This window comes from Pseudomonas boreofloridensis (assembly GCF_030580795.1).
Taxonomy (GTDB): domain Bacteria; phylum Pseudomonadota; class Gammaproteobacteria; order Pseudomonadales; family Pseudomonadaceae; genus Aquipseudomonas; species Aquipseudomonas boreofloridensis.
On record NZ_JAUQOQ010000020.1, the window covers coordinates 18407 to 39094 of the forward strand.

A 20688-nucleotide genomic window follows, 5' to 3' on the forward strand; every position below is an offset into this window, starting at 1 on the left:
TGGGTATCTTCCCCGAACGGGGAGTGATTTTTCACATATGACGAGGGGGGCATTATACGGCGAAGTCGTGAAGATGCCCGGAGAGTTTGTAGCGAGTGGTTACGGTTTGCCCGGCGGCCCGTCTGGCTCAGTCCTGGCTGATCGGCAGGATGTAGTTCTCGAACTCGGTGTCCTTGCGAAAGCCCATGGACTCGTAGGTCTTCTTCGCCACCTCGTTGTCGCTGCTGGTCGACACCCGCAGGCGGATGGCGTTGCTCTGCTTGGCCATCTTCTTGGCTTCGCGCATCAGGTGGTCGGCCACCAGCATGCGCCGCGAGTCTTCGGCCACGTAGATGTCGTTGACGATCCACACGCGCTTGAGCGACAGCGATGAAAAACTCGGGTAGAGCTGGCAGAAACCCAGCAGGCGGCTGTCGTCGTCATCCGGCAGGGCCAGATAGATCACCGACTCGCCGCGCGTGAGGCGCTTGCGCAGAAAGGTCCGCGAGGTGTCGGGATAGGGCAGTTGCCCGTAGAACTCGCGGTACTGGACGAACAGCGGGGTGAGCAGGTCGAGGTGTTCCAGGGTTGCCTTGATGATGCGCATGAGCAGGCCTCAGAGTCCATTGGGAACGGGATGATGCACGTCGCCACGTGATGGCATGCTGCCCCAAGGCAGTCTGCATACGCAATCTGCCTGGGGGAACGCAGGGTCAGTCCTCGCCGAGCAGGAAGTTGCCGGTCTTGCCGCCGGGCTGATCGCTGTCGAGGCTGTGGACCTCGGCCTCGTCCTTGAGGTTCACCCCGGACAACTGCCGTCGGCAGGCCTCGCGCATCAGGTACAGCAGGCGGTGCGCGGCCATGCCGTAGCTCAGGCCCTCCAGGCGCACGTTGGAGATGCAGTTGCGGTAGGCGTCGGTCAGGCCCACCTTCGGCGCATAGGTGAAATACAGGCCCAGGCTGTCGGGCGAGCTCAGGCCGGGGCGCTCGCCGATCAGCATCACGGTCATGCGTGCGCCCAGCAGCTCGCCCACTTCGTCGGCCACCGCCACCCGTCCCTGTTGCACCAGGATCACCGGCGCCGTCGTCCAGCCCTCGGCGCTGGCCTGCTCTTCGAAGCGGCTCAGCAGCGGCAGGGTGTGACGGTGTACGGCCAGGGCCGAGAGGCCGTCGGCGACGACGATCGCCAGATCGACCCCGCCGGCGTTGGCCTGGGCATGCTCGCGCAGCGTGGCCGCCGACGCGTCGCTCAGGCGGCGGCCGAGGTCGGGCCGTTGCAGGTACTGGTGACGGTCGGCGGCCGCGCTGTGCAGCAGCAGGCTGTCGCGCCCGCGCGCCTGCAACTGCTCGCGCAGCGCGGCGTGGTCGAAGGGCAGGTGCACGGCGTCGCGGGCCTGGGCGTGGGCGAACTGGAAGTCCAGTTGCGCGCCGGTGGGCAGGCTGGTGCCGGTGCGGCCCAGGGCGATGCGCGCCGGTGTCAGGTTGCGCAGGGCCAGCCAGGGGTTGTCGGGAGTGGGTACGTGTCGGTCCATGGTCGTGCCTATGCGAGCTGTGCCAAGGCCTGGCGGAAGGCCGGCGGGAGGTTGTCGCCGAAGCGTACGCGGCCGTCGGCCTGGGTCAGGATGCCGGTGCGTTCCAGCCAGGATTCGAACTCCGGACCCGGTTTCAGGCCCAGGGTCTGACGGGCGTAGAGGGCGTCGTGGAACGAGGTGGTCTGGTAGTTGAGCATGATGTCGTCGGAGCCGGGGATGCCCATGATGAAGTTGATCCCGGCAACGCCGAGCAGGGTGAGCAGGGTGTCCATGTCGTCCTGGTCGGCTTCGGCGTGGTTGGTGTAGCAGATGTCGCAGCCCATGGGCACGCCGAGCAGCTTGCCGCAGAAGTGATCCTCCAGCCCCGCACGGATGATCTGCTTGCCGTTGTACAGGTACTCGGGACCGATGAAGCCGACCACGGTGTTGACCAGAAATGGCTTGAAATGCCGGGCCACGGCGTAGGCGCGGGTCTCGCAGGTCTGCTGGTCGACGCCGTGGTGGGCATTGGCCGACAGGGCGCTGCCTTGGCCGGTTTCGAAGTACATCAGGTTCTGTCCGAGGGTGCCGCGTTGCAGCGACAGCCCGGCCTCGTAGCCTTCCTGCAAGACGTTGAGGTTGATGCCGAAGCCGGCGTTGGCCGCCTCGGTGCCGGCGATGGACTGGAACACCAGGTCCAGCGGCACGCCGCGGTTGATCGCCTCGATCGAGGTGGTGACGTGGGTCAGCACGCAGGATTGGGTGGGAATGTCATAGCGCTGGATGATGGCGTCGAGCATTTCCAGCAGGGCACAGATGGAGGCGATGCTGTCGGTGGCCGGGTTGATGCCGATCATGGCGTCGCCGTTGCCGTACAGCAGCCCGTCGAGAATGCTGGCAGCGATACCCGCCGGTTCGTCGGTGGGGTGATTGGGTTGCAGGCGGGTCGATAATCGCCCGCGCAGGCCCATGGTGCCGCGAAACGCGGTGACCACACGGATCTTCTGCGCAACCAGCACCAAGTCCTGCACGCGCATGATCTTCGACACCGCAGCGGCCATTTCCGGGGTCAGGCCCGGGGCCAGCGCCCGCAGGCTGGACTCGTCGGCCGCTTCGCTGAGCAGCCAGTCGCGCAGGCCACCGACCGTGAGGTGGCTGACCGGGGCGAAGGCCTCGGCGTCGTGGGTGTCGACGATCAGCCGGGTGATTTCGTCCTGCTCGTAGGGAATCAGCGCTTCGCTGAGAAAGTGGCTGAGGGGGATGTCGGCCAGGGCCATCTGCGCGGCGACCCGCTCACCGTCGTTGGCGGCGGCCACGCCCGCGAGGAAGTCGCCGGAGCGCGCCGGGCTGGCCTTGGCCATGACCTCCTTGAGGCTGTCGAAACGGTAGACCAGATTGCCGACCGTGTGTACGAAACGTGCCATACAGAACCTCCAGAGCGCCGCAGGACGGGCCTGCGGCGTGGGTCGGCAATCAGTGCAGGGCCTCTTCGGCCTGCTGGATCGCGGCGAATTCCTCTTCCGGCGTGCCGGCAACCAAGTGGTGGCGACTGTAGAACGCGAAGTAGGCAATTAATACTGCATAGATCAGCGCAGCGCCAATCACCACCCGCGGATCGACCAGGAAACCGGCCACCACGGCGATGCACGCCAGCACCAGGGCCAGGCCCGAAGTGAAGATGCCACCGGGGGTGCGGTAGGGGCGGGCCATCTTCGGCCGACGGATGCGCAGGGTGATGTGCGCGGCCATCATCAGCACATAGGACAGTGTGGCACCGAACACTGCCACCAGAATCAGCAGGTCGCCCTGGCCGGTCAGCGACAGGGCGAAGCCGATCAATCCAGGGATGACCAAGGCCAGCACCGGCGCCTTGCTCTTGTTAGTTTCCGAGAGCTTGCGCGGCAGGTAGCCAGCGCGCGACAGGGCGAAAATCTGCCGGGAATAGGCGTAGATGATCGAGAAGAAGCTGGCGATCAGTCCGGCCAGGCCAACCAGGTTGACGAAGCCGCTCATCCAGGTGGAACCGCCGTAGGCTTTGGCCAGGGCTTCGACCAGTGGGTTGCCCGAGGCCTTGAGCGCTTCGGAGCCGGCGCCGCCGGGGCCGACCACCAGAATCAGCAGGGCGAAGGCCAGCAGCACCAGCATCGCGCCGATCAAGCCGCGTGGCAGGTCGCGCCGTGGGTTCTTGGTTTCTTCGGCGGCCAGGGGCACGCCTTCGACCGCGAGGAAGAACCAGATCGCATAGGGGATTGCCGCCCACACGCCGACATAGCCGAACGGCAGGAAGCTGCTGGCGCCAGCGGCGTCGGTCTGGGCGATGTCGAAGAGGTTGGCGGCATCGAAATGGGGCAGCATGCCCAGCAGGAACACCACCAGGGCAATGGCGGCGATGGCGGTGATGCCGAACATCAGCTTCAGCGCTTCACCCACGCCGAAGATATGAATGCCGATGAACACCACGTAGAACGCCAGGTAGATCATCCAGCCGCCGATGCCGAACAGCGACTGGCAATAGGCGCCGATGAACGTGGCAATGGCGGCGGGTGCGATGGCGTACTCGATGAGGATCGCCGTACCGGTGAGAAAGCCGCCCCAAGGCCCGAAGGCGCTGCGGGCAAACCCATAGCCGCCGCCAGCGGTGGGAATCATCGAAGACAGTTCAGCCAGCGAGAAACACATGCACAGGTACATGGTGGCCATCAGCAAGGTGGCGAGGAACATGCCGCCCCAGCCGCCTTGGGCGAGGCCGAAGTTCCACCCGGCATAGTCGCCGGAGATCACATAGGCCACGCCCAGGCCCACCAGCAGAACCCAGCCCGCAGCACCTTTCTTGAGTTCGCGTTGTTGGAAGTAGTCAGAGCCGACCTTTTCGAAGTCGACCGAAGAACCGGCCGGTGTACCGGCGGAATGTTCGCTTGGCATGATTTCACCTGTTTGTTGTTTTAGGTCGCCGGAGGGACGCCGGGCCTTTGGTGATTCAGGTGTTGCAGAAAGCGCGCCAACGGCGCGAGCGGCTAACGGCCAGCGGCAAGCTGCAAGCTGCAAGAAAAAGCAGCCGGCACACGGTCCGCTCTTTCTTGTCGCTTGCCGCTAGAAGCTTGTGGCTTTTTTAAAAGAAGCCGAGCGGGTTGATGTCGTAGCTGACCAGCAGGTTCTTGGTCTGCTGGTAGTGGTCGAGCATCATCTTGTGGGTTTCACGGCCGACGCCGGACTTCTTGTAGCCACCGAAAGCGGCGTGGGCGGGGTAGAGGTGGTAGCAGTTGGTCCACACGCGGCCGGCCTTGATACCGCGACCCATGCGGTAGGCACGGTTGATGTCGCGGGTCCACACGCCTGCGCCGAGGCCGAACTCGGTGTCGTTGGCGATGGCCAGGGCTTCGGCTTCGTCCTTGAAGGTGGTGACGCTGACCACCGGGCCGAAGATCTCTTCCTGGAAGACGCGCATCTTGTTGTTGCCCTTGAGCAAGGTCGGCTGGATGTAGTAGCCGCTAGCCAGCGAACCGTCCAGTTGCTCCACCTTGCCGCCGGTCAGCAGCTCGGCGCCCTCTTCCTGGGCAATCTTCAGGTAGGACTGGATCTTTTCGAACTGCTGCTGCGAGGCCTGGGCGCCGACCATGGTGTCGGTGTCCAACGGGTCGCCGCGCTTGATCTGCAGCACCTTCTTCATCACCACGTCCATGAACTGCGGGTAGATCGACTCCTGCACCAGCGCCCGCGACGGGCAGGTGCACACCTCGCCCTGGTTGAAGAACGCCAGTACCAGGCCTTCGGCGGCCTTGTCGATGAAGCTCGGCTCGGCCTGCATGATGTCTTCGAAGTAGACGTTCGGCGATTTGCCGCCCAACTCCACGGTGGACGGAATGATGTTTTCCGCGGCGCATTTCATGATGTGCGAGCCCACCGGGGTGGAACCGGTGAAGGCGATCTTGGCGATGCGCTTGCTGGTAGCCAGCGCTTCACCGGCTTCGCGGCCATAGCCCTGCACCACGTTGAGCACGCCCTTGGGCAGCAGGTCGCCGATCAATTCCATCAGCACGGTGATGCCCAATGGCGTCTGCTCGGCAGGCTTGAGCACCACGCAGTTGCCGGCGGCCAGCGCCGGTGCGAGTTTCCAGGCGGCCATCAGCAGCGGGAAGTTCCACGGGATGATCTGGCCGACCACGCCCAGCGGCTCGTGGATGTGGTAAGCCACGGTGTTTTCGTTGATCTCGGCGGCCCCGCCTTCCTGGGCGCGCAGGCAACCGGCGAAGTAGCGGAAGTGATCGACCGCCAGTGGGATGTCGGCGTTGAGGGTTTCGCGGATCGGCTTGCCGTTGTCCCAGGTTTCGGTGATGGCCAGCACTTCGAGGTTCTGCTCGATGCGGTCGGCGATGCGCAGCAGCACGTTGGAACGGTCCTGCACCGAGGTGCGACCCCAGGCGTCGGCGGCGGCATGGGCCGCGTCCAGCGCTTTGTCGATGTCTTCTGCCGTGGAGCGGGGGAATTCGGCGATCAGCTTGCCGGTGACCGGAGAGGTGTTGTCGAAGTACTGGCCTTTGACCGGAGCTACGAATTCGCCACCGATGTAGTTGCCGTAGCGCTGCTTGAAGGAAATCTTGGCGCCTTCGGTACCGGGATGTGCGTAACGCATGGTGTCTCTCCTGGCTATTGTGTTTGTTGGGGAGTGGACAAGCGTAGAGCAAACCGTGGGCCAGTGTGGTGCATACCTTTGCAATCAATGACTTAGGTCACTTCGCTGAATGGCGGTCAGGCATTGGGTATCAGGACCGGCACGGCGGGCGTGACACTTTGTACCGTTGCTGTGACGTCACTGACTCGCCAGTCGCCTCGTGATTGCAAACCACGCGGCGCAGGAGGATGCTGGCGCAACGTTCTATCTGCGGAGAACAACAAACATGCAGAGCAACGCTTTCAGCCGCCATGCTCAGCAGGTGCTCACCGTTGCCCAGGGATCGACCAGCGGGCCGGGCCGCGACCCGTCCATCGCCCGCTCCTGGCTGCGCTGCCTGCAGGATCACCACCTGGACCCGGCATTGGCCCAGCCCCCGGTGGTGCTTGAACAGGCGCGTTTGCAGGAGAGTCGTGCGCGCCTGCACCAGGTGTTGCAGATCGCCGAGGGCGAGATGAACAGCCTGCACCAGCAGTTGTCCGGCGCCGGCCATGCGGTGCTGCTCACCGACGCGCGCGGGGTGATCCTCAATTGCGTCACCGCACCCAGCGAGCGGCGTATCTTCGAGCGCGCCGGGCTGTGGCTCGGCGCCGACTGGAGCGAAGCCTGCGAAGGCACCAATGGCATCGGCACCTGTGTCGTCGAACGCCAGCCGGTGACCATTCATCAGGATGAACATTTTCGCGGCCAGCACACCGGACTCACCTGCTCGGCCAGCCCGGTGTTCGATCCCCACGGCGAGCTGCTGGCGGTGCTCGACGTGTCCTCGGCCCGCGCGGAGGTCTCGCGGCAGAGCCAGTTCCACACCATGGCCCTGGTCAACCTCTCGGCGAAGATGATCGAGAGCTGTTATTTCCTGCGTCACTTCGAGCAGCACTGGTTGCTGCGTTTCCACCTGCACGCCGAATCGGTCGGGCTGTTCAGCGAGGGACTGTTGGCGTTCGACGGTGACGGACGCATCTGCGCAGTCAACCAGGGCGCGCTGAACCTGCTGGGCAGTCGCCGGGACGGGCTGCTGGGCATGCCGGTGGAGCGGTTCTTCGCCTGCAGCCATGACGAACTGTTCAGTCGCGCGTCGCCCCAGGGCAGCACGGCCTGGCCACTGCGCACTCATGACGGTCGGCAGGTGTTCGCCAGCCTGCGCGGGCGGGCCCGCGTGCCTCTCTACCCGCTGGCGCGTCCCTCGCCAGCGGCGGCGGTCGATCCGGACATTTGCCTGCACGACCCGGTCCTGCAAGCGGACTTCCGACGCGCGCTGCGTGTGTACCCACGCGATGTGCCGCTGTTGCTGCGCGGCGAGACCGGCTGCGGCAAGGAGGCCTTCGCCCTGGCGGTGCATCAGGCCAGCGAACGGCGCGGCAAGCCGTTCGTGGCGATCAACTGTGCGTCGATTCCGGAAAGCCTGATCGAGAGCGAACTGTTCGGTTATCGCGGCGGCAGCTTCACCGGTTCGCGCAAGGAGGGCATGCGCGGCAAGTTGCTGCAGGCCGATGGCGGTACCTTGCTGCTGGACGAGATCGGTGACATGCCGCTGGCCTTGCAGACCCGCCTGCTGCGGGTACTGGAAGAGCGCCAGGTGGTGCCCATCGGCGGCGAGCCTCAGGCGGTGGACCTGCGCATCGTCAGCGCGACCCACCGTGACCTGTTGCAGCGGGTGGAAGAGGGCAGTTTTCGTGAAGACCTCTATTACCGGCTCAACGGCCTGGAAATCAACATTCCCGCCGTGCGCGAGCGGGGCGACCGGGCGCAACTGCTCGACGCGCTGCTGGCCGAGGAAGCCGCGGGCCAGGCGATCAGCCTCGAACCCCAGGCACGCCAGGCGCTGATGGACTTCGCCTGGCCGGGCAACGTGCGCCAGATGCGCAACGTGCTGCGCACCTTGGTGGCGCTCTGCGAGGGTCAGCGCATTTATCTGTCGGATCTGCCGCCCGCTGTCAGAGCACCTCACGCTTCTGTAGAGGTGGGCTCGCCCCGCGAGGGCGGTGGCGCGGATGACACCGGACACGCAGCCGATCTCATCGCGGGACACGCTCGCCCACAAGCTGGCGCACCGCTGCAGAGCGCGGAGCGCCAGGCCCTGCTGTCGACGCTCGCCCAGCACCGCTGGCACCTGACCCGCGTCGCCGAGCACCTGGGTATCAGCCGCAATACCCTGTACCGCAAACTGCGCAAGCACGGCATCGCCCGCGCCGGTTGAGCGAAACAGCGGGTGCGATTTCCCGCGCCCTGGGCTACCCTGCCTCGACGTTTTGCGAGGTCGATCATGCACATTCACATTCTCGGTATTTGCGGCACTTTCATGGGTTCGCTGGCGGTCCTGGCCAAGGAACTCGGTCATCGCGTCACCGGTTCGGACGCCAACGTCTACCCGCCGATGAGCACCCAGCTCCAGGCGCAGGGCATCGAATTGACCCAGGGCTACGACCCGGCCCAGCTCGAACCGGCCCCGGACCTGGTGGTGATCGGCAACGCCATGTCGCGCGGCAATCCGGCGGTGGAATACGTCCTGAACAAGGGGCTGCCCTACGTCTCGGGCCCGCAATGGCTGGCCGACCACGTGCTGCAAGGTCGGTGGGTGCTGGCGGTGGCCGGCACCCACGGCAAGACCACCACCAGCAGCATGCTGGCCTGGGTGCTGGAGCATGCGGGCATGAGCCCGGGCTTCCTGATCGGTGGCGTGCCGCAGAACTTTTCGGTGTCGGCGCGCTTGGGCGACACGCCGTTCTTCGTGGTCGAGGCCGATGAATACGACAGCGCGTTCTTCGACAAGCGCTCCAAGTTCGTCCACTACCACCCGCGTACCGCCATCCTCAATAACCTGGAGTTCGACCACGCGGACATCTTCCCGGACCTGGCCGCCATCGAGCGACAGTTCCACCATTTGGTGCGCACCATTCCCAGCGAAGGCCTGGTCATCCACCCGACCACCGAGCCTGCGTTGGAGCGGGTCATCGGCATGGGCTGCTGGACGCCGGTGCAGACCACCGGTGAGGGCGGGCAGTGGCAGGCGCGTCTGCTCAGTGCGGATGGCTCGCGGTTCGAGGTGTTGTTCGACGGTCAGGTGCAAGGCGTGGTCGACTGGGCGCTGACCGGTCAGCACAACGTCGCCAACGCCCTGGCCACCTTGGCGGCGGCGCGCCATGTGGGTGTGGCGGCGGCCATGGGCATCGAAGGCTTGAGCGCCTTCAAGAGCGTCAAGCGGCGGATGGAAAAGGTGGCAGAAGTGCAGGGTGTGGTCATCTACGATGACTTCGCTCACCACCCGACCGCCATCGCCACCACCCTCGACGGCTTGCGCAAGCAAGTGGGCGAGGCGCCGGTGATCGCGGTGATCGAGCCGCGCTCCAATTCGATGAAGCTCGGCGCGCACCGTGACGGCTTGCCGGACAGCGTCAACCATGCCGACCAGGTGATCTGGTACGCCCCGGCCAACCTGGGCTGGGATCTGGCCGCCACTGCGGCCCAGTGCACGGTGCCGAGCGTGGTCGCCGACAGCCTCGAGGCGATCATCGCGCGCATCAAGGACCAGGTGCGGCCGGGCACCCATGTGGTGATCATGAGCAACGGCGGCTTCGGCGGCCTGCACGGTAAGCTGGCCGAGGCCCTGAAGTGAGCGGCCCGCAGCGCATCACCCTGGCCATGACCGGCGCCTCGGGCGCGCAGTATGGCCTGCGGTTGCTCGACTGCCTGGTGCGTGAGGAGCGTGAGGTGCATTTCCTCATCTCCAAAGCGGCGCAACTGGTGATGGCCACCGAGACCGACGTGGTATTGCCGGCCAAGCCCCAGGCGATGCAGGCGTTTCTGACCGAGTACACGGGAGCTGCTGATGGGCAGATCCGCGTGTATGGCAAGGAGGACTGGATGTCGCCAGTGGCTTCGGGGTCTGGCGCGCCGGCCGCGATGGTGGTGGTGCCCTGTTCGACCGGCACCTTGTCGGCGATCGCCACCGGGGCTTGCAACAACCTCATCGAGCGCGCTGCCGACGTCACCTTGAAAGAGCGTCGGCAACTGATTCTGGTGCCGCGTGAGGCGCCGTTCTCCATCATTCATCTGGAGAACATGCTCAAGCTGTCGCACATGGGCGCGGTGATTCTGCCGGCGGCGCCGGGGTTCTACCACCAGCCGCAGACCATCGACGACCTGGTCGACTTCGTGGTGGCGCGGGTGCTCAACCTGCTCGACATTCCCCAGGACATGCTGCCGCGTTGGGGCGAGCACCATTACGGGGTCGAGGATTGAGACGCGCTGCACTGGGCCTGTTGTTGATCGCCCTGGGCGGCTGCGCGACGGTGCGCACGCTCGATGCCAATCAACCCGGCGCCCCGGTGGTGTACGCGGGGACGCGGCTGGACCTGTATGCGATCGACGGTGGCTGTTGCGCCAAGGACCGTTTCGGGGCCGAGGCGCCTGCCTACCCACGGCTGGACCTGCCGGGGAGCATGCTGCTCGATACCCTGTTGCTGCCGTTGTCGGCATTGACCGTTTTAGGCGTGGGGTTCAACGCCACTGGCGGGCTCTAGGGCGGGCACACGCGGTTCTGGCAATGGTAGCGGCGAGGCTGAAAACCTGGGACCGCAGAGCGGTCCCGGCAATGGCAGCGGCGAGAGTGAAGTCAGGGCCCGCTGCGCGGTCCAATCGCGACGCAAGGCCGCTCCCACGAGGCGGTGTGAAATGCCAGGGATTGAGCATGGCAGTGCTTCCATAAATATCTGCACACCCTGCTCTCCCAGGCTGCCTGGCCTTGCACCGTCCAGCTTGTGGGAGCGGCCTTGTGTCGCGATTGGACCGCAGAGCGGTCCCGGCAATGGCCGCAGCGAGAGTGAAGCCAGGGCCCGCTACGCGGTCCAATCGCGACGCAAGGCCGCTTCCACGAGGTCGTATCAGTTCTTGCCCAGCTTGCGCAGGTCGTCCGATTCGATCACGCGCATGCCGTCTTCTTCTTCCAGCGCCAGCCGCCACAGCGCCCTTGCCAAAGTGCAGGCTTCGATGCCGTGGTACTTGCCCGGCAACAGCCGCGAAAACGGCCCGGCCAAGCGTTCGGCCAGACGCGGTTGCAAACGCTCGCCCAGCAGCAGCGAGGGGCGTACCAGGGTCAGTTGTGGCCAGTTCTGGGCCTTGAGCGCTTCTTCCATCTCGCCCTTGACCCGGTTGTAGAAGATCGACGATTGAGGATCGGCGCCGATCGCACTGATCGCCAGCAGATGACGCGCGCCCAGTTCCCGCGCGCGTTGAGCGAAAGCCACCACCAGATCCAGGTCCACCGCACGGAAGGCGGCCTCGGAGCCAGCCTGCTTGAGGGTGGTGCCCAAACAGCAATAGGCGATGTCGACCCGCCCGGACAGCTGCGCAAGCGTCGTCGAAAGCTCGCCCACCGGGTTCTGCAGGCGCGGATGCTCGGCCAAAGCACGCCGGGTCGGCGCCAGCACACGGCTGATGGTGGGTTCGTTGAGCAGGCGGTCGAGCAGGTGTTCGCCCGTAAGGCCCGTGGCTCCGGCAAGCAGCACATGCTGAGGCGTCAAATACATGATGACTCTCCCTTCTTTAGCGCTCAGCTTAGCGGGGCGCAGGCTGTTTCGCCTGCCCGTGCGTTGCTGGCTGAACCTTGTCTTCGAGGGCCTGCTCGGCCTGCTGGCGGCGCAGACGCTGCCAGTGTGCGAGCACCTGCGGCGGCGCCCAGAGCTGCGGCTCCGAGGCCTCGAAGCCCTCCCTTCGTTCCCGTTCGGCAACACTGCCGCGCGCCAGTTCAAACGCCTGTTTCAAATCGTCGGTCTGATTCAGCGCCTGGGCGAACAGGGCGTCGCCGAAATAGGTGAAGTCGGCCTCTTCCGAGCAGCCGAACGAAACCCGATCCGGGCGCGCGGCGGTCATGACCAGCGTGCGCTCGTCTTTGAGCGGGGCGATGTAGCCACCTGAATAGCAGGCGGAAATCACCACCACCTTGTCGCGGTTTTTCAGCGGCGCCAAGGCGCTGGCCAGTTCGTCGGCCGCGAGGTCGGCCAGTTGCAGGCGCGGTTGGTCGAGCACCAGTTGATGGTCGTGGCTGCCGTGGCTGGTCAGGTAGATGAACACCAGATCGTCCGGGCCGCTGCGTTCGGCCAGGGTGCGAGCGGCCCGGGTGAGGTTTTCGCGGGTGGCCATCGGCCGGTCGCTCAGGTGATCGCGGTGGTTGACCAGGGTCACCTGGCCGCGGGCACCAAAGCGCACCTTGAGCAGGTTGCTGACGTAGTCGGCCTCGCGCAGGAACACGCTCTGCTGGCCATCGCCGGCCAGCACCAGGCTGTACAGGCCGACCGGCCCCGCGGAACGGGGCACTTGCGCCAGCGCCTGATCGAGCAGCTTGCCCTGGTTGAGCAGCGCCAGGTCCAGCGGGTCGGGCAGCAGCACGCCTTTTTCATCGCGCACGCGCACGCCATTGACCCAGCGGCCCGCTTCGACTTGGCCATCGGCCTGAATCAGCCGACCCTGGCCTTGGTAGGCGTCGTTGTCGAAGGCGCCGATGTACTGGCTGCCATCGGCCAGGAACAGGTGGCCTTGGCCGGCGAAACGCCAGTCCTGGAAGCCACCCTTGTAGCGGCTGCCGTCGCTGCCCAGCAGTTCGCCTTGCCCGCTCAGTGCACCGTCCTTGAAGTCGCCGATCCACACATCGCCATCGGCATTTTCGTAACGGCCGCGGCCTTCGAGGCGGTTGGCCTTGAAGTCGCCGATGTACTGCTCTCCCTCGACACTGTCGTAGGTGCCGGCGCCTTCGAGCTGACCGTCGACGAACTGGCCACTGAACTGGTTGCCGCTGGCGTCGCTGCGCACCCCGGCGCCGTTGGGCTTGCCCTTGGCGAACAGGCCTTGATAGCGACTGCCGTCGGCCAATTCCAGTTGCCCGGCGCCGTCGTACTGGTCGTCCTTGAACTGCCCTCGGTAGGTCTGGTCGTGCTGCTTGAGGCTGCCTTCGCCATCGCGTCGGCCGTGCTTGAAGGTGCCGGCGTAGTGGCTGCCAGGGGTGCTCAGTTCGCCCAGGCCCTCGAACAGGCCGGCGACGAACTGGCCACGGTAGACCTCGCCGTTGCTGCCGTGCCACTCGCCCTGGCCATGCCACTGGCCGTCCTTGAAGGTGCCGGCGTACCAACTGCCGTTGGGGTAGTCGATGCGCCCCTCGCCTTGCAGCAGGCCATCGACCACCTGGCCCCGGTAGCGGCCGCCGTCGGGCAGGCGTGCATCCGGCGGCGACAGCGGTTCACCTTCGCCGCAGGCGGCGAGCAGCAGGACAAGGGCGAGGGGCAGCAGCGGGCGCATGGTCGAATCCGGGCACAAAGGTGCGCCGAGTATGCCGCAGATTCAGGGCGTGAGACAGCCGTGGCGGCAGGCGCACACGGCTGTGTGGAGGGGTTTCGGACGAAGCCTTCGGAGCGATCTTTCAGACGAAGCAGAGCGACAGCGGCTCGGCGACGTAGGCAGGTTTGTCCTCGCCTTCGATCTCCAGCGTTGCCGTGGCCTTGAGCAGCCACTGACCCGGCTTCTTCTCGGTGACTTCGGTAAGGTCCACTTTCAGCCGCACCTGGCTGTCGACCTTGACCGGCTGGATGAAACGCACGCTGTCCAGGCCGTAGTTGATGACCATCTTCACCCCTTCAGGCAGGACCAGGATGTCCTCCATCAGCTTGGGCATCAGCGACAGGGTGAGAAAGCCATGGGCGATGGTCGAGCCGAACGGGGTCTGCGCGGCCTTTTCCGGGTCGATATGGATGAACTGGAAATCGCCGGTGGCCTCGGCGAACAGGTTGATGCGTGACTGGTCGATCTTCAGCCAGGCGGAACGTCCCAGTTCCTTGCCGACGTACTGCGCGAGCTGCGTGACGGGTACATGAGGCATCGTGACTCTCCGGGTTGTCTGTCCAGATGGCCCGACCTACGTTTCAGGTCAGGTGCTGCGATGGAACGAGCGTACAAGATCAGCACGGCGTGGGGGGGCGGTCAAGGCCGGGTAGGGCGGGCGAATGCCGCCGTATTCAGCTCGCGCGCATGTCTATAATGGCGCCCGTTGCCCAAGGAGATGCTTATGCTGCTGCGTGGTCTGACCTGGCTGGTGCTGTTCCAGTTGCTGGGAACGGCGATCAATCACTTGTTCCTGCCCGTGCTGCCAGGCCCGATCATCGGCCTGCTGCTGTTGCTGGTGTTCTTGATGGTGCGTGGCGAAGTCGGCGAGCCGCTCAATGACGCCGCCGGCAGTCTGTTGCGCTATCTGCCGCTGCTGTTGGTACCGCCAGCGGTGGGGGTGATGGTGTACGCCCGCGACATCGCCGCAGACTTCTGGGCCATCGTCGGCGCGCTGGTGATTTCCTGCCTGCTCACCCTGGTGTTCGTCGGCGTGCTGATGCAGAAGCTCATCCAGCGCCACGGCAAACGCGAGCAGCAGCCATGAGCCTGGATTGGCAAGGCGCGCTGGAGGCGGTGATCCACCATCCGCTGTTCGGCATCGGCATCACCCTGGGCGCCTATCAGTTGGTGCTCGCGGCCTACGAGCGCACGCGCTGGATCTTCCTGCAGCCGGTGCTGGTGTCGATGCTGCTGGTGATCGGCGTGCTGCTGGCCTGCGGCATCGACTACGCCGAGTACAAGCGCAGCACCGAGATCCTCAACATTCTCCTGGGCCCGGCCACGGTGGCCCTGGCGGTGCCGCTGTACCTGAATCTGCGGCGCATCCGCCAGCTGTTCTGGCCGATCTTGACTACGCTGGTAGTCGGAGGCCTGTTCGCGACGCTGGCCTGCGTGCTGCTGGGGGCGTGGTTCGGCGCCGAGCACATGATCCTGATGACCATGGCGCCGAAGTCGGTCACCTCGCCCATCGCCATGCTGGTCGCCGAGCAGATCGGTGGCGTCGCCGCCTTGGCGGCGGTCTTCGTGCTGATCACCGGGGTCATCGGCGCGATCTTCGGCCCGGCGCTGTTGACCCGCTGCGGCGTGCACAGCCCGGAAGCGCGCGGCATGTCGCTGGGCGTGACGGCGCATGCGGTGGGCACCTCGGTGGCCCTGCAGGAAAGTGACGAGTGCGGCGCCTTCGCGGCGCTGGCGATGAGCCTGATGGGTGTGGCCACTGCGGTGCTGCTGCCATTGGCAGTGAGCCTGGTGGCCTGAGGAGTCGAGATGACGTTACCCCTGTTTCCCCTCAATACCGTGCTGTTTCCCGGCTGTCTGCTGGACTTGCAGATCTTCGAGGCGCGCTACCTGGACATGATCGGTCGCTGCATGAAGCAGGGCGAGGGCTTTGGCGTGGTGTGCATCGCTGAGGGCGAGCAGGTGGGCCAGGCGCCTGCTGGCATCGCGGCGTTCGGCTGCGAGGCGCTGATCCGCGACTTCGCGCAACAGGACAACGGGCTGTTGGGCATCCGTGTCGAAGGTGTGCGGCGCTTTCGCGTGGCGGGCACCGAGGTGCTCAAGGACCAGTTGCTGATGGGCGAAGTGGACTGGCTGGCGGACCTGCCGGACACACCGCTGGTGGAGGCAGACGACGACCTGCTGGCGCTGCTGGTGGCGCTGGGCGAGCACCCGATGGTCGAGGCGCTGGGTATGCCGCGTGAGGTGAATGGACGGCAGTCGTTGGCCAATCAGTTGGCGTATCTGTTGCCGTTCATGGAAGAGGACAAGGTCGATCTGCTGGCCATGGACTCGCCACAACGGCGCCTGGAAACCATCCAGTCGCTGCTCGAGCGGATCCAGGGCGAATTGTTCGCCTGAGCCTGAGCGCCCGATGAGCGGGGCGGCTGGTTTCCAGCCCGCCCCGCGCGTTCGTACTGCTCAATACTGGTAGCGCAGCAGGGCCTTGGGCAGTGAGTGCAGGGCGAAGAACGTCAGCAGCGCGATGCACGCCGGCAGGATCAGCCACCACACCTTGAGCGGCATGGCCACCAAGGGCTGGCGATATTGCACCAGCGTCAGGCAGATTGCCGTCACACAACAGGCCAGCAGGGCGCCGGCAAGAATGTCGGTGGGCCAATGCGCCCCCAGGTACACCCGCGACAGGGCGATCGACAGCGCCGGCAGTACCGCCAGCAGCACCCAGGTCAGGCGCATGCGCGGCGGTTGGCTGCGTCCGGCCAGCACGGCCAGGACCAGGAAGAACGCAAAGGACGCCGAGCTGTGGCCGCTGGGCATGCTGTAGCTGGTGAGCGGGTCGCTCAGCACTTCCGGGCGCGCCCGGGCGAACAGCCATTTCAGCGAGCCGTTGCACAGCGCCGTACCGATCAGCGCCATGCCGGCGAACACCGCATGGCGCCACTGACGCATCAGCAGCAGCAAGCCGGTCAGCAACCCGCCGAGAAAGAACTGCGTCTTGAAGTCGCCCAGGCGGGTGACCACTACGATGGCACCATCCAGGGCCTGGCTGCGATGCTCCTGCACCAGGGTCATGATGCCCTGGTCGAATGCATGCAGGTATGGCCAGCCAAGAAACACGCCTGCCAGCGCCACCAGGCTCAGGCCGGCGATCAGCCGGGTGCCGTGGCGCTGGTCGCGCACGCTGCTGTTGAAACTCAGCCCCACCAGCACGGCCAGGCCGCCGGCGATGATACCGGCCTGCAGCCAGAAGCCCTCTGGCAGGGGCAGGCGGATCGCGGCGCCCGTGGCCCAACCCGGCAGCAGGTAGGCCACCGACCAGCCGGCAGCGGCCACCAGGCTGACGGCGATGAAGCGCGGCAGGGGCATGTCGAACATGCCGGCGACCATCGGCAGCATGGGCCGCAACGGACCGATGAAGCGACCGACCAGAAGACTGGCGATGCCGTAGCGCTGGAAGTAGCTCTCCGCGCTGCCGATCCATTCAGGATGATGGCGCAGTAGCGGCAGGCGCCGGATGCCTTGGTGGAAGTACTTGCCGATGGCATACGACAGCGCATCGCCCAGCAGCCCGCCGAGAAAGCCCAGCAGCAGGGTTTCGCCCAGGCCGAAGGTGCCACTGCCGGCCAGTACCGCCACGGCGAACAGCAGCACGGTGCCCGGCACGATGATGCCGGCGATGGCCAGGCATTCGATGCAGGCGATCAGGAAGATGGCCAGCCCAAGCCATTGGGGGTTGGCGCTGAGCCAGCCGGTGAGGCTGTCGAGCCATTGGCCCATAGATCAGTTTCCTTGTTCGAGGATGAAGAAATCCCGACCTTCGACCTGGCCCCGACGCAGCGGGTTCCGGGTGCAGAAGCGGGCGAATCGGGCGTCGACGAAGCGGTACGGCAGGTGCTCGTCGCGTCCCTGTGGGATGCCCAGGCGGGTGGTCTGGATCACCTGTGGAACGTCCAGGGCGCAGTCTTCGACATACAGTCGCTCGGCGTCGAAGCGGCGTGCGTCCCAGTCCGGCACCTTCAGGCCCAGGGCGCGGCACAGCAGGGTCTGCCCGGCGCACAGGCGCTCGGCGGGGCGCAGGTTGCCGCTGGCGTCGGGGTTGTTCAACTGCATCTGGGCCAGGCTGTCGTCGCCGGAAACGGCGTCGACCCAGGGGTAGGCCGACTTGATCAGCACGGCGTTGCCCGGGCCGTGGGCGCTGAAGTTCAGCGAATCGCCGCCACGGGCGTAGTACATGTAGATGTGCCCGCCGTCGAGGAACAGCGCCTTGCGCTTCTCGGTGTAGCCCAGCGACGCATGGCTGCCTTTGTCGCTCAAGCAGTAGGCCTCGGTCTCGATGATACGGGCGGCCAGCCACAGCCCGCCTTGGCGATGACGGATGACCTTGCCCAGCAGGGCCTGGGCGACGGTCAGGGCGTCGCGGTCGAAGAAGCTGTCGGGCAGCGCGCGGCTCGGGCAGGGGGCGGAATCGGGCATGCTGGCGGTTCGTGGAGGCGAAGGGCGGAATGATAGCAACGAAAGGCTTAATCGAGGCTGAACAGGATTGTAAGCATGTGTCGCTTGTCGCTGACGACTCGCAGGGGTCTACGCTTTGATTGAGTTTGGGTCAAACCCCACCCCAGCCAACGGACAGGCCCACGCGCCGTCTCCCTAAAAACGACCGCTAATCTCAGGCGCTTCCGATACCGTCGGTTACATCTTTCCTACATATTTCCCCTGCCTTCCTCTACCATCCGCCACCCGCTGCTGGGCGTACCGGAGCGGCGCAGTTATAATCAGCCGATTTCCCCTTTGCCAAGACACCGAGCCCATGACCGAGTCCGTTCTTGACTACATGACCCGCCTGGGTCGCGCCGCCCGCCAGGCCTCGCGGGTGATCGGCCGTGCCAGTACCGCGCAGAAGAACCGGGCCTTGCAGGCCGCTGCCGATGCCCTCGACGCATCCCGTGAAGCGCTGACGACCGCCAACGAGCGTGACCTGGCCGCTGGCCGCGCCAATGGCCTGGAGCCCGCGCTGCTGGACCGTCTGGCGCTCACCCCGGCGCGCATCGACGGCATGATCACCGGTTTGCGCCAAGTGGCCGCGCTGCCCGATCCGGTGGGTGCGATTCGCGACATGAGCTACCGTCCGTCGGGCATTCAGGTCGGCAAGATGCGTGTTCCGCTCGGGGTCATCGGCATCATCTACGAGTCGCGGCCGAACGTGACCATCGATGCCGCCAGCCTGTGCCTGAAGTCTGGTAACGCCACCATCCTGCGCGGCGGCTCCGAGGCCATCCATTCCAACCGCGCCATCGCCGTCTGCATCCAGCAGGGCCTGGCCGAAGCCGGCCTGCCGCCGGCCGTGGTGCAGGTGGTCGAGACCACCGACCGCGAGGCAGTCGGTGCACTGATCAGCATGCCCGAGTTCGTCGATGTCATCGTCCCGCGCGGCGGCCGTGGCCTGATCGAGCGCATCAGTCGCGACGCGCGGGTGCCGGTGATCAAGCACCTGGACGGCATCTGCCACGTCTACGTGGATGCCCATGCCGATCTGGAGAAAGCCGCGAACATCGCCTTCAACGCCAAGACCTACCGTTATGGCATCTGCGGCGCCATGGAAACCTTGCTGGTCGATGCCAGCGTCGCCGAGGCTTTCCTGCCGTCGATGGCGCGCCGCTTCGAAGAGAAGGGCGTGGAGTTGCGTGGCTGCGAGCGCACCTGCGCGATCATCACCGCCAAGCCGGCCAACGAAGACGACTGGCACACCGAGTACCTCGACGCGATCTTGTCCATTCGCGTGGTCGAGGGCTTGGAAGCGGCCATCGAGCACATCAACCACTACGGCTCGCACCACACCGATTCCATCGCCACGGAGCATCAGGGCAATGCCCGGCGCTTCATGGCCGAGGTGGATTCGGCCTCGGTCATGCTCAACGCGCCCACCTGCTTCGCCGACGGCTTCGAATACGGCCTGGGCGCGGAGATCGGCATTTCCACCGACAAGCTGCACGCTCGCGGCCCGGTCGGTCTCGAGGGGCTGACCTGCGAGAAGTACGTGGTGATCGGCGACGGCCAATTGCGCGGGTCGTGCTGAGTTGAGCAAGGCCACCGCAGTGCGGCGTATCGGTATCCTGGGCGGCACGTTCGACCCTGTGCACATCGGCCACTTGCGCAGCGCGCTGGAAGTGGCCGAGTTCATGGCCCTGGACGAACTGCGTTTGCTGCCCAACGCGCGCCCGCCGCACCGCCATACCCCGCAGGTGGCCGCCACCGATCGGCTGGCCATGGTGCGCGGCGCGGTGCAGGGCGTGGCGGGGTTGAGCGTCGATGCCCGCGAACTCGAACGCGACAAGCCGTCCTATACCATCGACACCCTGGAGTCGGTCCGGGCGGAGTTGAACCCGCACGATCAGCTGTACCTGGTGCTGGGCTGGGACGCCTTCTGCGGCCTGCCGGGCTGGCACCGCTGGGAAGAGTTGCTGCAACACTGTCACATCCTGGTGCTGCAGCGCCCGGATGCCGATGTCGAACCCCCCGACGAGCTGCGCAACCTACTGGCTGCGCGCTCGCAGAGCGATCCCACCGCCATGTCCGGCCCGGCGGGAAACATTTCGTTCGTCTGGCAGACGCCGCTTGCGGTGTCCGCCACGCAGATCCGACAGCTGCTGGCCAGCGGCAAGTCGGTTCGGTTTCTGGTGCCGGACGCCGTACTGGCCTACATCGAGGCGCACGGTCTGTACCGTGCGTCCCACTGAGGGGGCCGCAGGGCACCCCATTCAACGAGTTGAACGAGTTTTATATGACCAAGCAGAAAATCAATGGCGAAGAACTGGTCGAATTGACCAAAGCCGCGCTGGAAGACGTCAAGGCCCAGGACATCCAGGTCATCGACGTGCGCGACAAGCATAGCCTCACCGACTACATGATCATCGCCACCGGTACCTCCAACCGGCAGATCAACGCGATGCTGGAAAAGGTCCGCGAGGCGGTCAAGGCCAAGGGCGCCCAGCCGCTGGGCGAAGAAGGCAAGGGCGACAGCGATTGGGTGCTGCTGGACCTCAACGACGTCATCGTCCACATGATGACCGCCGCTGCGCGCCAGTTCTACGACCTGGAGCGCCTGTGGCTGGGCGCCGAACAGAGCCGCGCCGGTGACGGCAAGCACCACAGCCCGGAAAACGTACACGAGTATTCCGACAAGCTCCGGGACCGGGAATAAGCCCG

20 protein-coding genes are annotated in these 20688 nt (G+C 65.6%); 10 read left to right on the forward strand and 10 right to left on the reverse strand.

Annotation, left to right across the window (positions count from 1 at the left end):
• Positions 1-127: 127 nt before the first annotated feature.
• The 5 genes from Q6A47_RS19760 to exaC all read right to left on the reverse strand — a co-directional run bounded on the left by Q6A47_RS19760 (position 128) and on the right by exaC (position 6120).
• Positions 128-586: a GNAT family N-acetyltransferase gene (locus Q6A47_RS19760; protein WP_029611946.1), complete on the reverse strand. Its 459-nt coding sequence runs from the start codon at positions 584-586 to the stop codon at positions 128-130.
• 106 nt (positions 587-692) lie between these two features.
• Positions 693-1511, reverse strand: a complete 819-nt coding sequence (eutC, locus tag Q6A47_RS19765) for an ethanolamine ammonia-lyase subunit EutC (protein ID WP_304485156.1) — start codon at positions 1509-1511, stop codon at positions 693-695.
• Between the two features lie 8 nt (positions 1512-1519).
• A complete protein-coding gene (locus Q6A47_RS19770) occupies positions 1520-2914 on the reverse strand; it encodes an ethanolamine ammonia-lyase subunit EutB (RefSeq protein ID WP_304485157.1) in 1395 nt (464 codons plus the stop codon).
• A 49-nt stretch (positions 2915-2963) separates the two neighbouring features.
• Complete coding sequence (eat, locus tag Q6A47_RS19775; RefSeq protein ID WP_039580643.1) at positions 2964-4412, reverse strand: ethanolamine permease; 1449 nt, start codon at positions 4410-4412, stop codon at positions 2964-2966.
• A 187-nt stretch (positions 4413-4599) separates the two neighbouring features.
• Positions 4600-6120 carry an acetaldehyde dehydrogenase ExaC gene (gene exaC, locus Q6A47_RS19780; RefSeq protein WP_116889389.1) on the reverse strand — a complete coding sequence of 507 codons (1521 nt, stop codon included), beginning with the start codon at positions 6118-6120 and terminating at the stop codon, positions 4600-4602.
• Between the two features lie 265 nt (positions 6121-6385).
• Between exaC and Q6A47_RS19785 the strand changes: the two genes are divergently transcribed.
• The 4 genes from Q6A47_RS19785 (at position 6386) to Q6A47_RS19800 (ending at position 10679) form a co-directional block, all read left to right on the forward strand.
• Positions 6386-8356, forward strand: coding sequence for a sigma-54-dependent Fis family transcriptional regulator (locus tag Q6A47_RS19785; RefSeq protein ID WP_304485158.1), 1971 nt, complete (start codon positions 6386-6388; stop codon positions 8354-8356).
• Between the two features lie 66 nt (positions 8357-8422).
• Positions 8423-9772, forward strand: a complete 1350-nt coding sequence (gene mpl / locus Q6A47_RS19790) for a UDP-N-acetylmuramate:L-alanyl-gamma-D-glutamyl-meso-diaminopimelate ligase (protein ID WP_295488651.1) — start codon at positions 8423-8425, stop codon at positions 9770-9772.
• Entirely contained in the window at positions 9769-10398 is a 630-nt protein-coding gene (gene ubiX / locus Q6A47_RS19795; RefSeq protein ID WP_304485159.1) for a flavin prenyltransferase UbiX, read from the forward strand. Before mpl ends, ubiX begins: the two co-directional genes overlap by 4 nt.
• On the forward strand, positions 10395-10679 hold the full coding sequence (locus Q6A47_RS19800) for a YceK/YidQ family lipoprotein (RefSeq protein ID WP_039580629.1): 285 nt from the start codon (positions 10395-10397) through the stop codon (positions 10677-10679). Before ubiX ends, Q6A47_RS19800 begins: the two co-directional genes overlap by 4 nt.
• Positions 10680-11039: 360 nt before the next feature.
• On the opposite strand, the gene Q6A47_RS19805 is transcribed toward Q6A47_RS19800, so the two are convergent.
• From Q6A47_RS19805 to Q6A47_RS19815, 3 genes are all read right to left on the reverse strand, one after another.
• Positions 11040-11684 carry an oxidoreductase gene (locus tag Q6A47_RS19805; RefSeq protein ID WP_116889383.1) on the reverse strand — a complete coding sequence of 215 codons (645 nt, stop codon included), beginning with the start codon at positions 11682-11684 and terminating at the stop codon, positions 11040-11042.
• Positions 11685-11712: 28 nt separating this feature from the next.
• Complete coding sequence (locus Q6A47_RS19810; protein ID WP_116889381.1) at positions 11713-13446, reverse strand: C13 family peptidase; 1734 nt, start codon at positions 13444-13446, stop codon at positions 11713-11715.
• Between the two features lie 121 nt (positions 13447-13567).
• Positions 13568-14023 (reverse strand): MaoC family dehydratase, encoded by a 456-nt coding sequence (locus Q6A47_RS19815; protein ID WP_039580626.1) that lies wholly within the window; start codon positions 14021-14023, stop codon positions 13568-13570.
• 186 nt (positions 14024-14209) lie between these two features.
• Here Q6A47_RS19815 and Q6A47_RS19820 point away from each other — a divergent pair, with 186 nt between their 5' ends.
• From Q6A47_RS19820 to Q6A47_RS19830, 3 genes are read left to right on the forward strand one after another with little or no spacing between them, the layout of a single operon-like run.
• On the forward strand, positions 14210-14572 hold the full coding sequence (locus Q6A47_RS19820) for a CidA/LrgA family protein (RefSeq protein WP_039580624.1): 363 nt from the start codon (positions 14210-14212) through the stop codon (positions 14570-14572).
• A 2-nt stretch (positions 14573-14574) separates the two neighbouring features.
• Positions 14575-15285, forward strand: coding sequence for an LrgB family protein (locus Q6A47_RS19825; RefSeq protein ID WP_205419338.1), 711 nt, complete (start codon positions 14575-14577; stop codon positions 15283-15285).
• 9 nt (positions 15286-15294) lie between these two features.
• Positions 15295-15885 carry an LON peptidase substrate-binding domain-containing protein gene (locus Q6A47_RS19830; protein ID WP_039580619.1) on the forward strand — a complete coding sequence of 197 codons (591 nt, stop codon included), beginning with the start codon at positions 15295-15297 and terminating at the stop codon, positions 15883-15885.
• A 60-nt stretch (positions 15886-15945) separates the two neighbouring features.
• On the opposite strand, the gene Q6A47_RS19835 is transcribed toward Q6A47_RS19830, so the two are convergent.
• On the reverse strand, positions 15946-17262 hold the full coding sequence (locus tag Q6A47_RS19835; RefSeq protein WP_039580618.1) for a bifunctional DedA family/phosphatase PAP2 family protein: 1317 nt from the start codon (positions 17260-17262) through the stop codon (positions 15946-15948).
• A 3-nt stretch (positions 17263-17265) separates the two neighbouring features.
• Positions 17266-17958, reverse strand: coding sequence for a DNA-3-methyladenine glycosylase (locus Q6A47_RS19840; protein WP_039580616.1), 693 nt, complete (start codon positions 17956-17958; stop codon positions 17266-17268).
• A 334-nt stretch (positions 17959-18292) separates the two neighbouring features.
• On the opposite strand from Q6A47_RS19840, the gene Q6A47_RS19845 reads away from it, so the two are divergent.
• The 3 genes from Q6A47_RS19845 to rsfS are packed head-to-tail and all read left to right on the forward strand — an operon-like array spanning position 18293 to position 20683.
• Entirely contained in the window at positions 18293-19558 is a 1266-nt protein-coding gene (locus Q6A47_RS19845; RefSeq protein WP_304485160.1) for a glutamate-5-semialdehyde dehydrogenase, read from the forward strand.
• A gap of 1 nt (position 19559) precedes the next feature.
• Positions 19560-20219 (forward strand): nicotinate-nucleotide adenylyltransferase, encoded by a 660-nt coding sequence (gene nadD, locus Q6A47_RS19850; RefSeq protein ID WP_295488626.1) that lies wholly within the window; start codon positions 19560-19562, stop codon positions 20217-20219.
• A 44-nt stretch (positions 20220-20263) separates the two neighbouring features.
• Complete coding sequence (rsfS, locus tag Q6A47_RS19855) at positions 20264-20683, forward strand: ribosome silencing factor (protein WP_029611933.1); 420 nt, start codon at positions 20264-20266, stop codon at positions 20681-20683.
• Positions 20684-20688: the final 5 nt, after the last annotated feature.

Excerpts from the sequence above, each read along its gene's own strand:
- mpl (WP_295488651.1), top strand. The coding sequence starts at position 8,423 with ATGCACATTCACATTCTCGGTATTTGCGGCACTTTCATGGGTTCGCTG.
- Q6A47_RS19840 (WP_039580616.1), bottom strand. The coding sequence starts at position 17,958 with ATGCCCGATTCCGCCCCCTGCCCGAGCCGCGCGCTGCCCGACAGCTTC.
- Q6A47_RS19820 (WP_039580624.1), top strand. The coding sequence starts at position 14,210 with ATGCTGCTGCGTGGTCTGACCTGGCTGGTGCTGTTCCAGTTGCTGGGA.
- eat (WP_039580643.1), bottom strand. The coding sequence starts at position 4,412 with ATGCCAAGCGAACATTCCGCCGGTACACCGGCCGGTTCTTCGGTCGAC.
- Q6A47_RS19810 (WP_116889381.1), bottom strand. The coding sequence starts at position 13,446 with ATGCGCCCGCTGCTGCCCCTCGCCCTTGTCCTGCTGCTCGCCGCCTGC.
- exaC (WP_116889389.1), bottom strand. The coding sequence starts at position 6,120 with ATGCGTTACGCACATCCCGGTACCGAAGGCGCCAAGATTTCCTTCAAG.
- eutC (WP_304485156.1), bottom strand. The coding sequence starts at position 1,511 with ATGGACCGACACGTACCCACTCCCGACAACCCCTGGCTGGCCCTGCGC.
- Q6A47_RS19770 (WP_304485157.1), bottom strand. The coding sequence starts at position 2,914 with ATGGCACGTTTCGTACACACGGTCGGCAATCTGGTCTACCGTTTCGAC.
- Q6A47_RS19835 (WP_039580618.1), bottom strand. The coding sequence starts at position 17,262 with ATGGGCCAATGGCTCGACAGCCTCACCGGCTGGCTCAGCGCCAACCCC.
- Q6A47_RS19830 (WP_039580619.1), top strand. The coding sequence starts at position 15,295 with ATGACGTTACCCCTGTTTCCCCTCAATACCGTGCTGTTTCCCGGCTGT.
- rsfS (WP_029611933.1), top strand. The coding sequence starts at position 20,264 with ATGACCAAGCAGAAAATCAATGGCGAAGAACTGGTCGAATTGACCAAA.
- Q6A47_RS19845 (WP_304485160.1), top strand. The coding sequence starts at position 18,293 with ATGACCGAGTCCGTTCTTGACTACATGACCCGCCTGGGTCGCGCCGCC.
- Q6A47_RS19760 (WP_029611946.1), bottom strand. The coding sequence starts at position 586 with ATGCGCATCATCAAGGCAACCCTGGAACACCTCGACCTGCTCACCCCG.
- Q6A47_RS19805 (WP_116889383.1), bottom strand. The coding sequence starts at position 11,684 with ATGTATTTGACGCCTCAGCATGTGCTGCTTGCCGGAGCCACGGGCCTT.
- Q6A47_RS19785 (WP_304485158.1), top strand. The coding sequence starts at position 6,386 with ATGCAGAGCAACGCTTTCAGCCGCCATGCTCAGCAGGTGCTCACCGTT.
- Q6A47_RS19815 (WP_039580626.1), bottom strand. The coding sequence starts at position 14,023 with ATGCCTCATGTACCCGTCACGCAGCTCGCGCAGTACGTCGGCAAGGAA.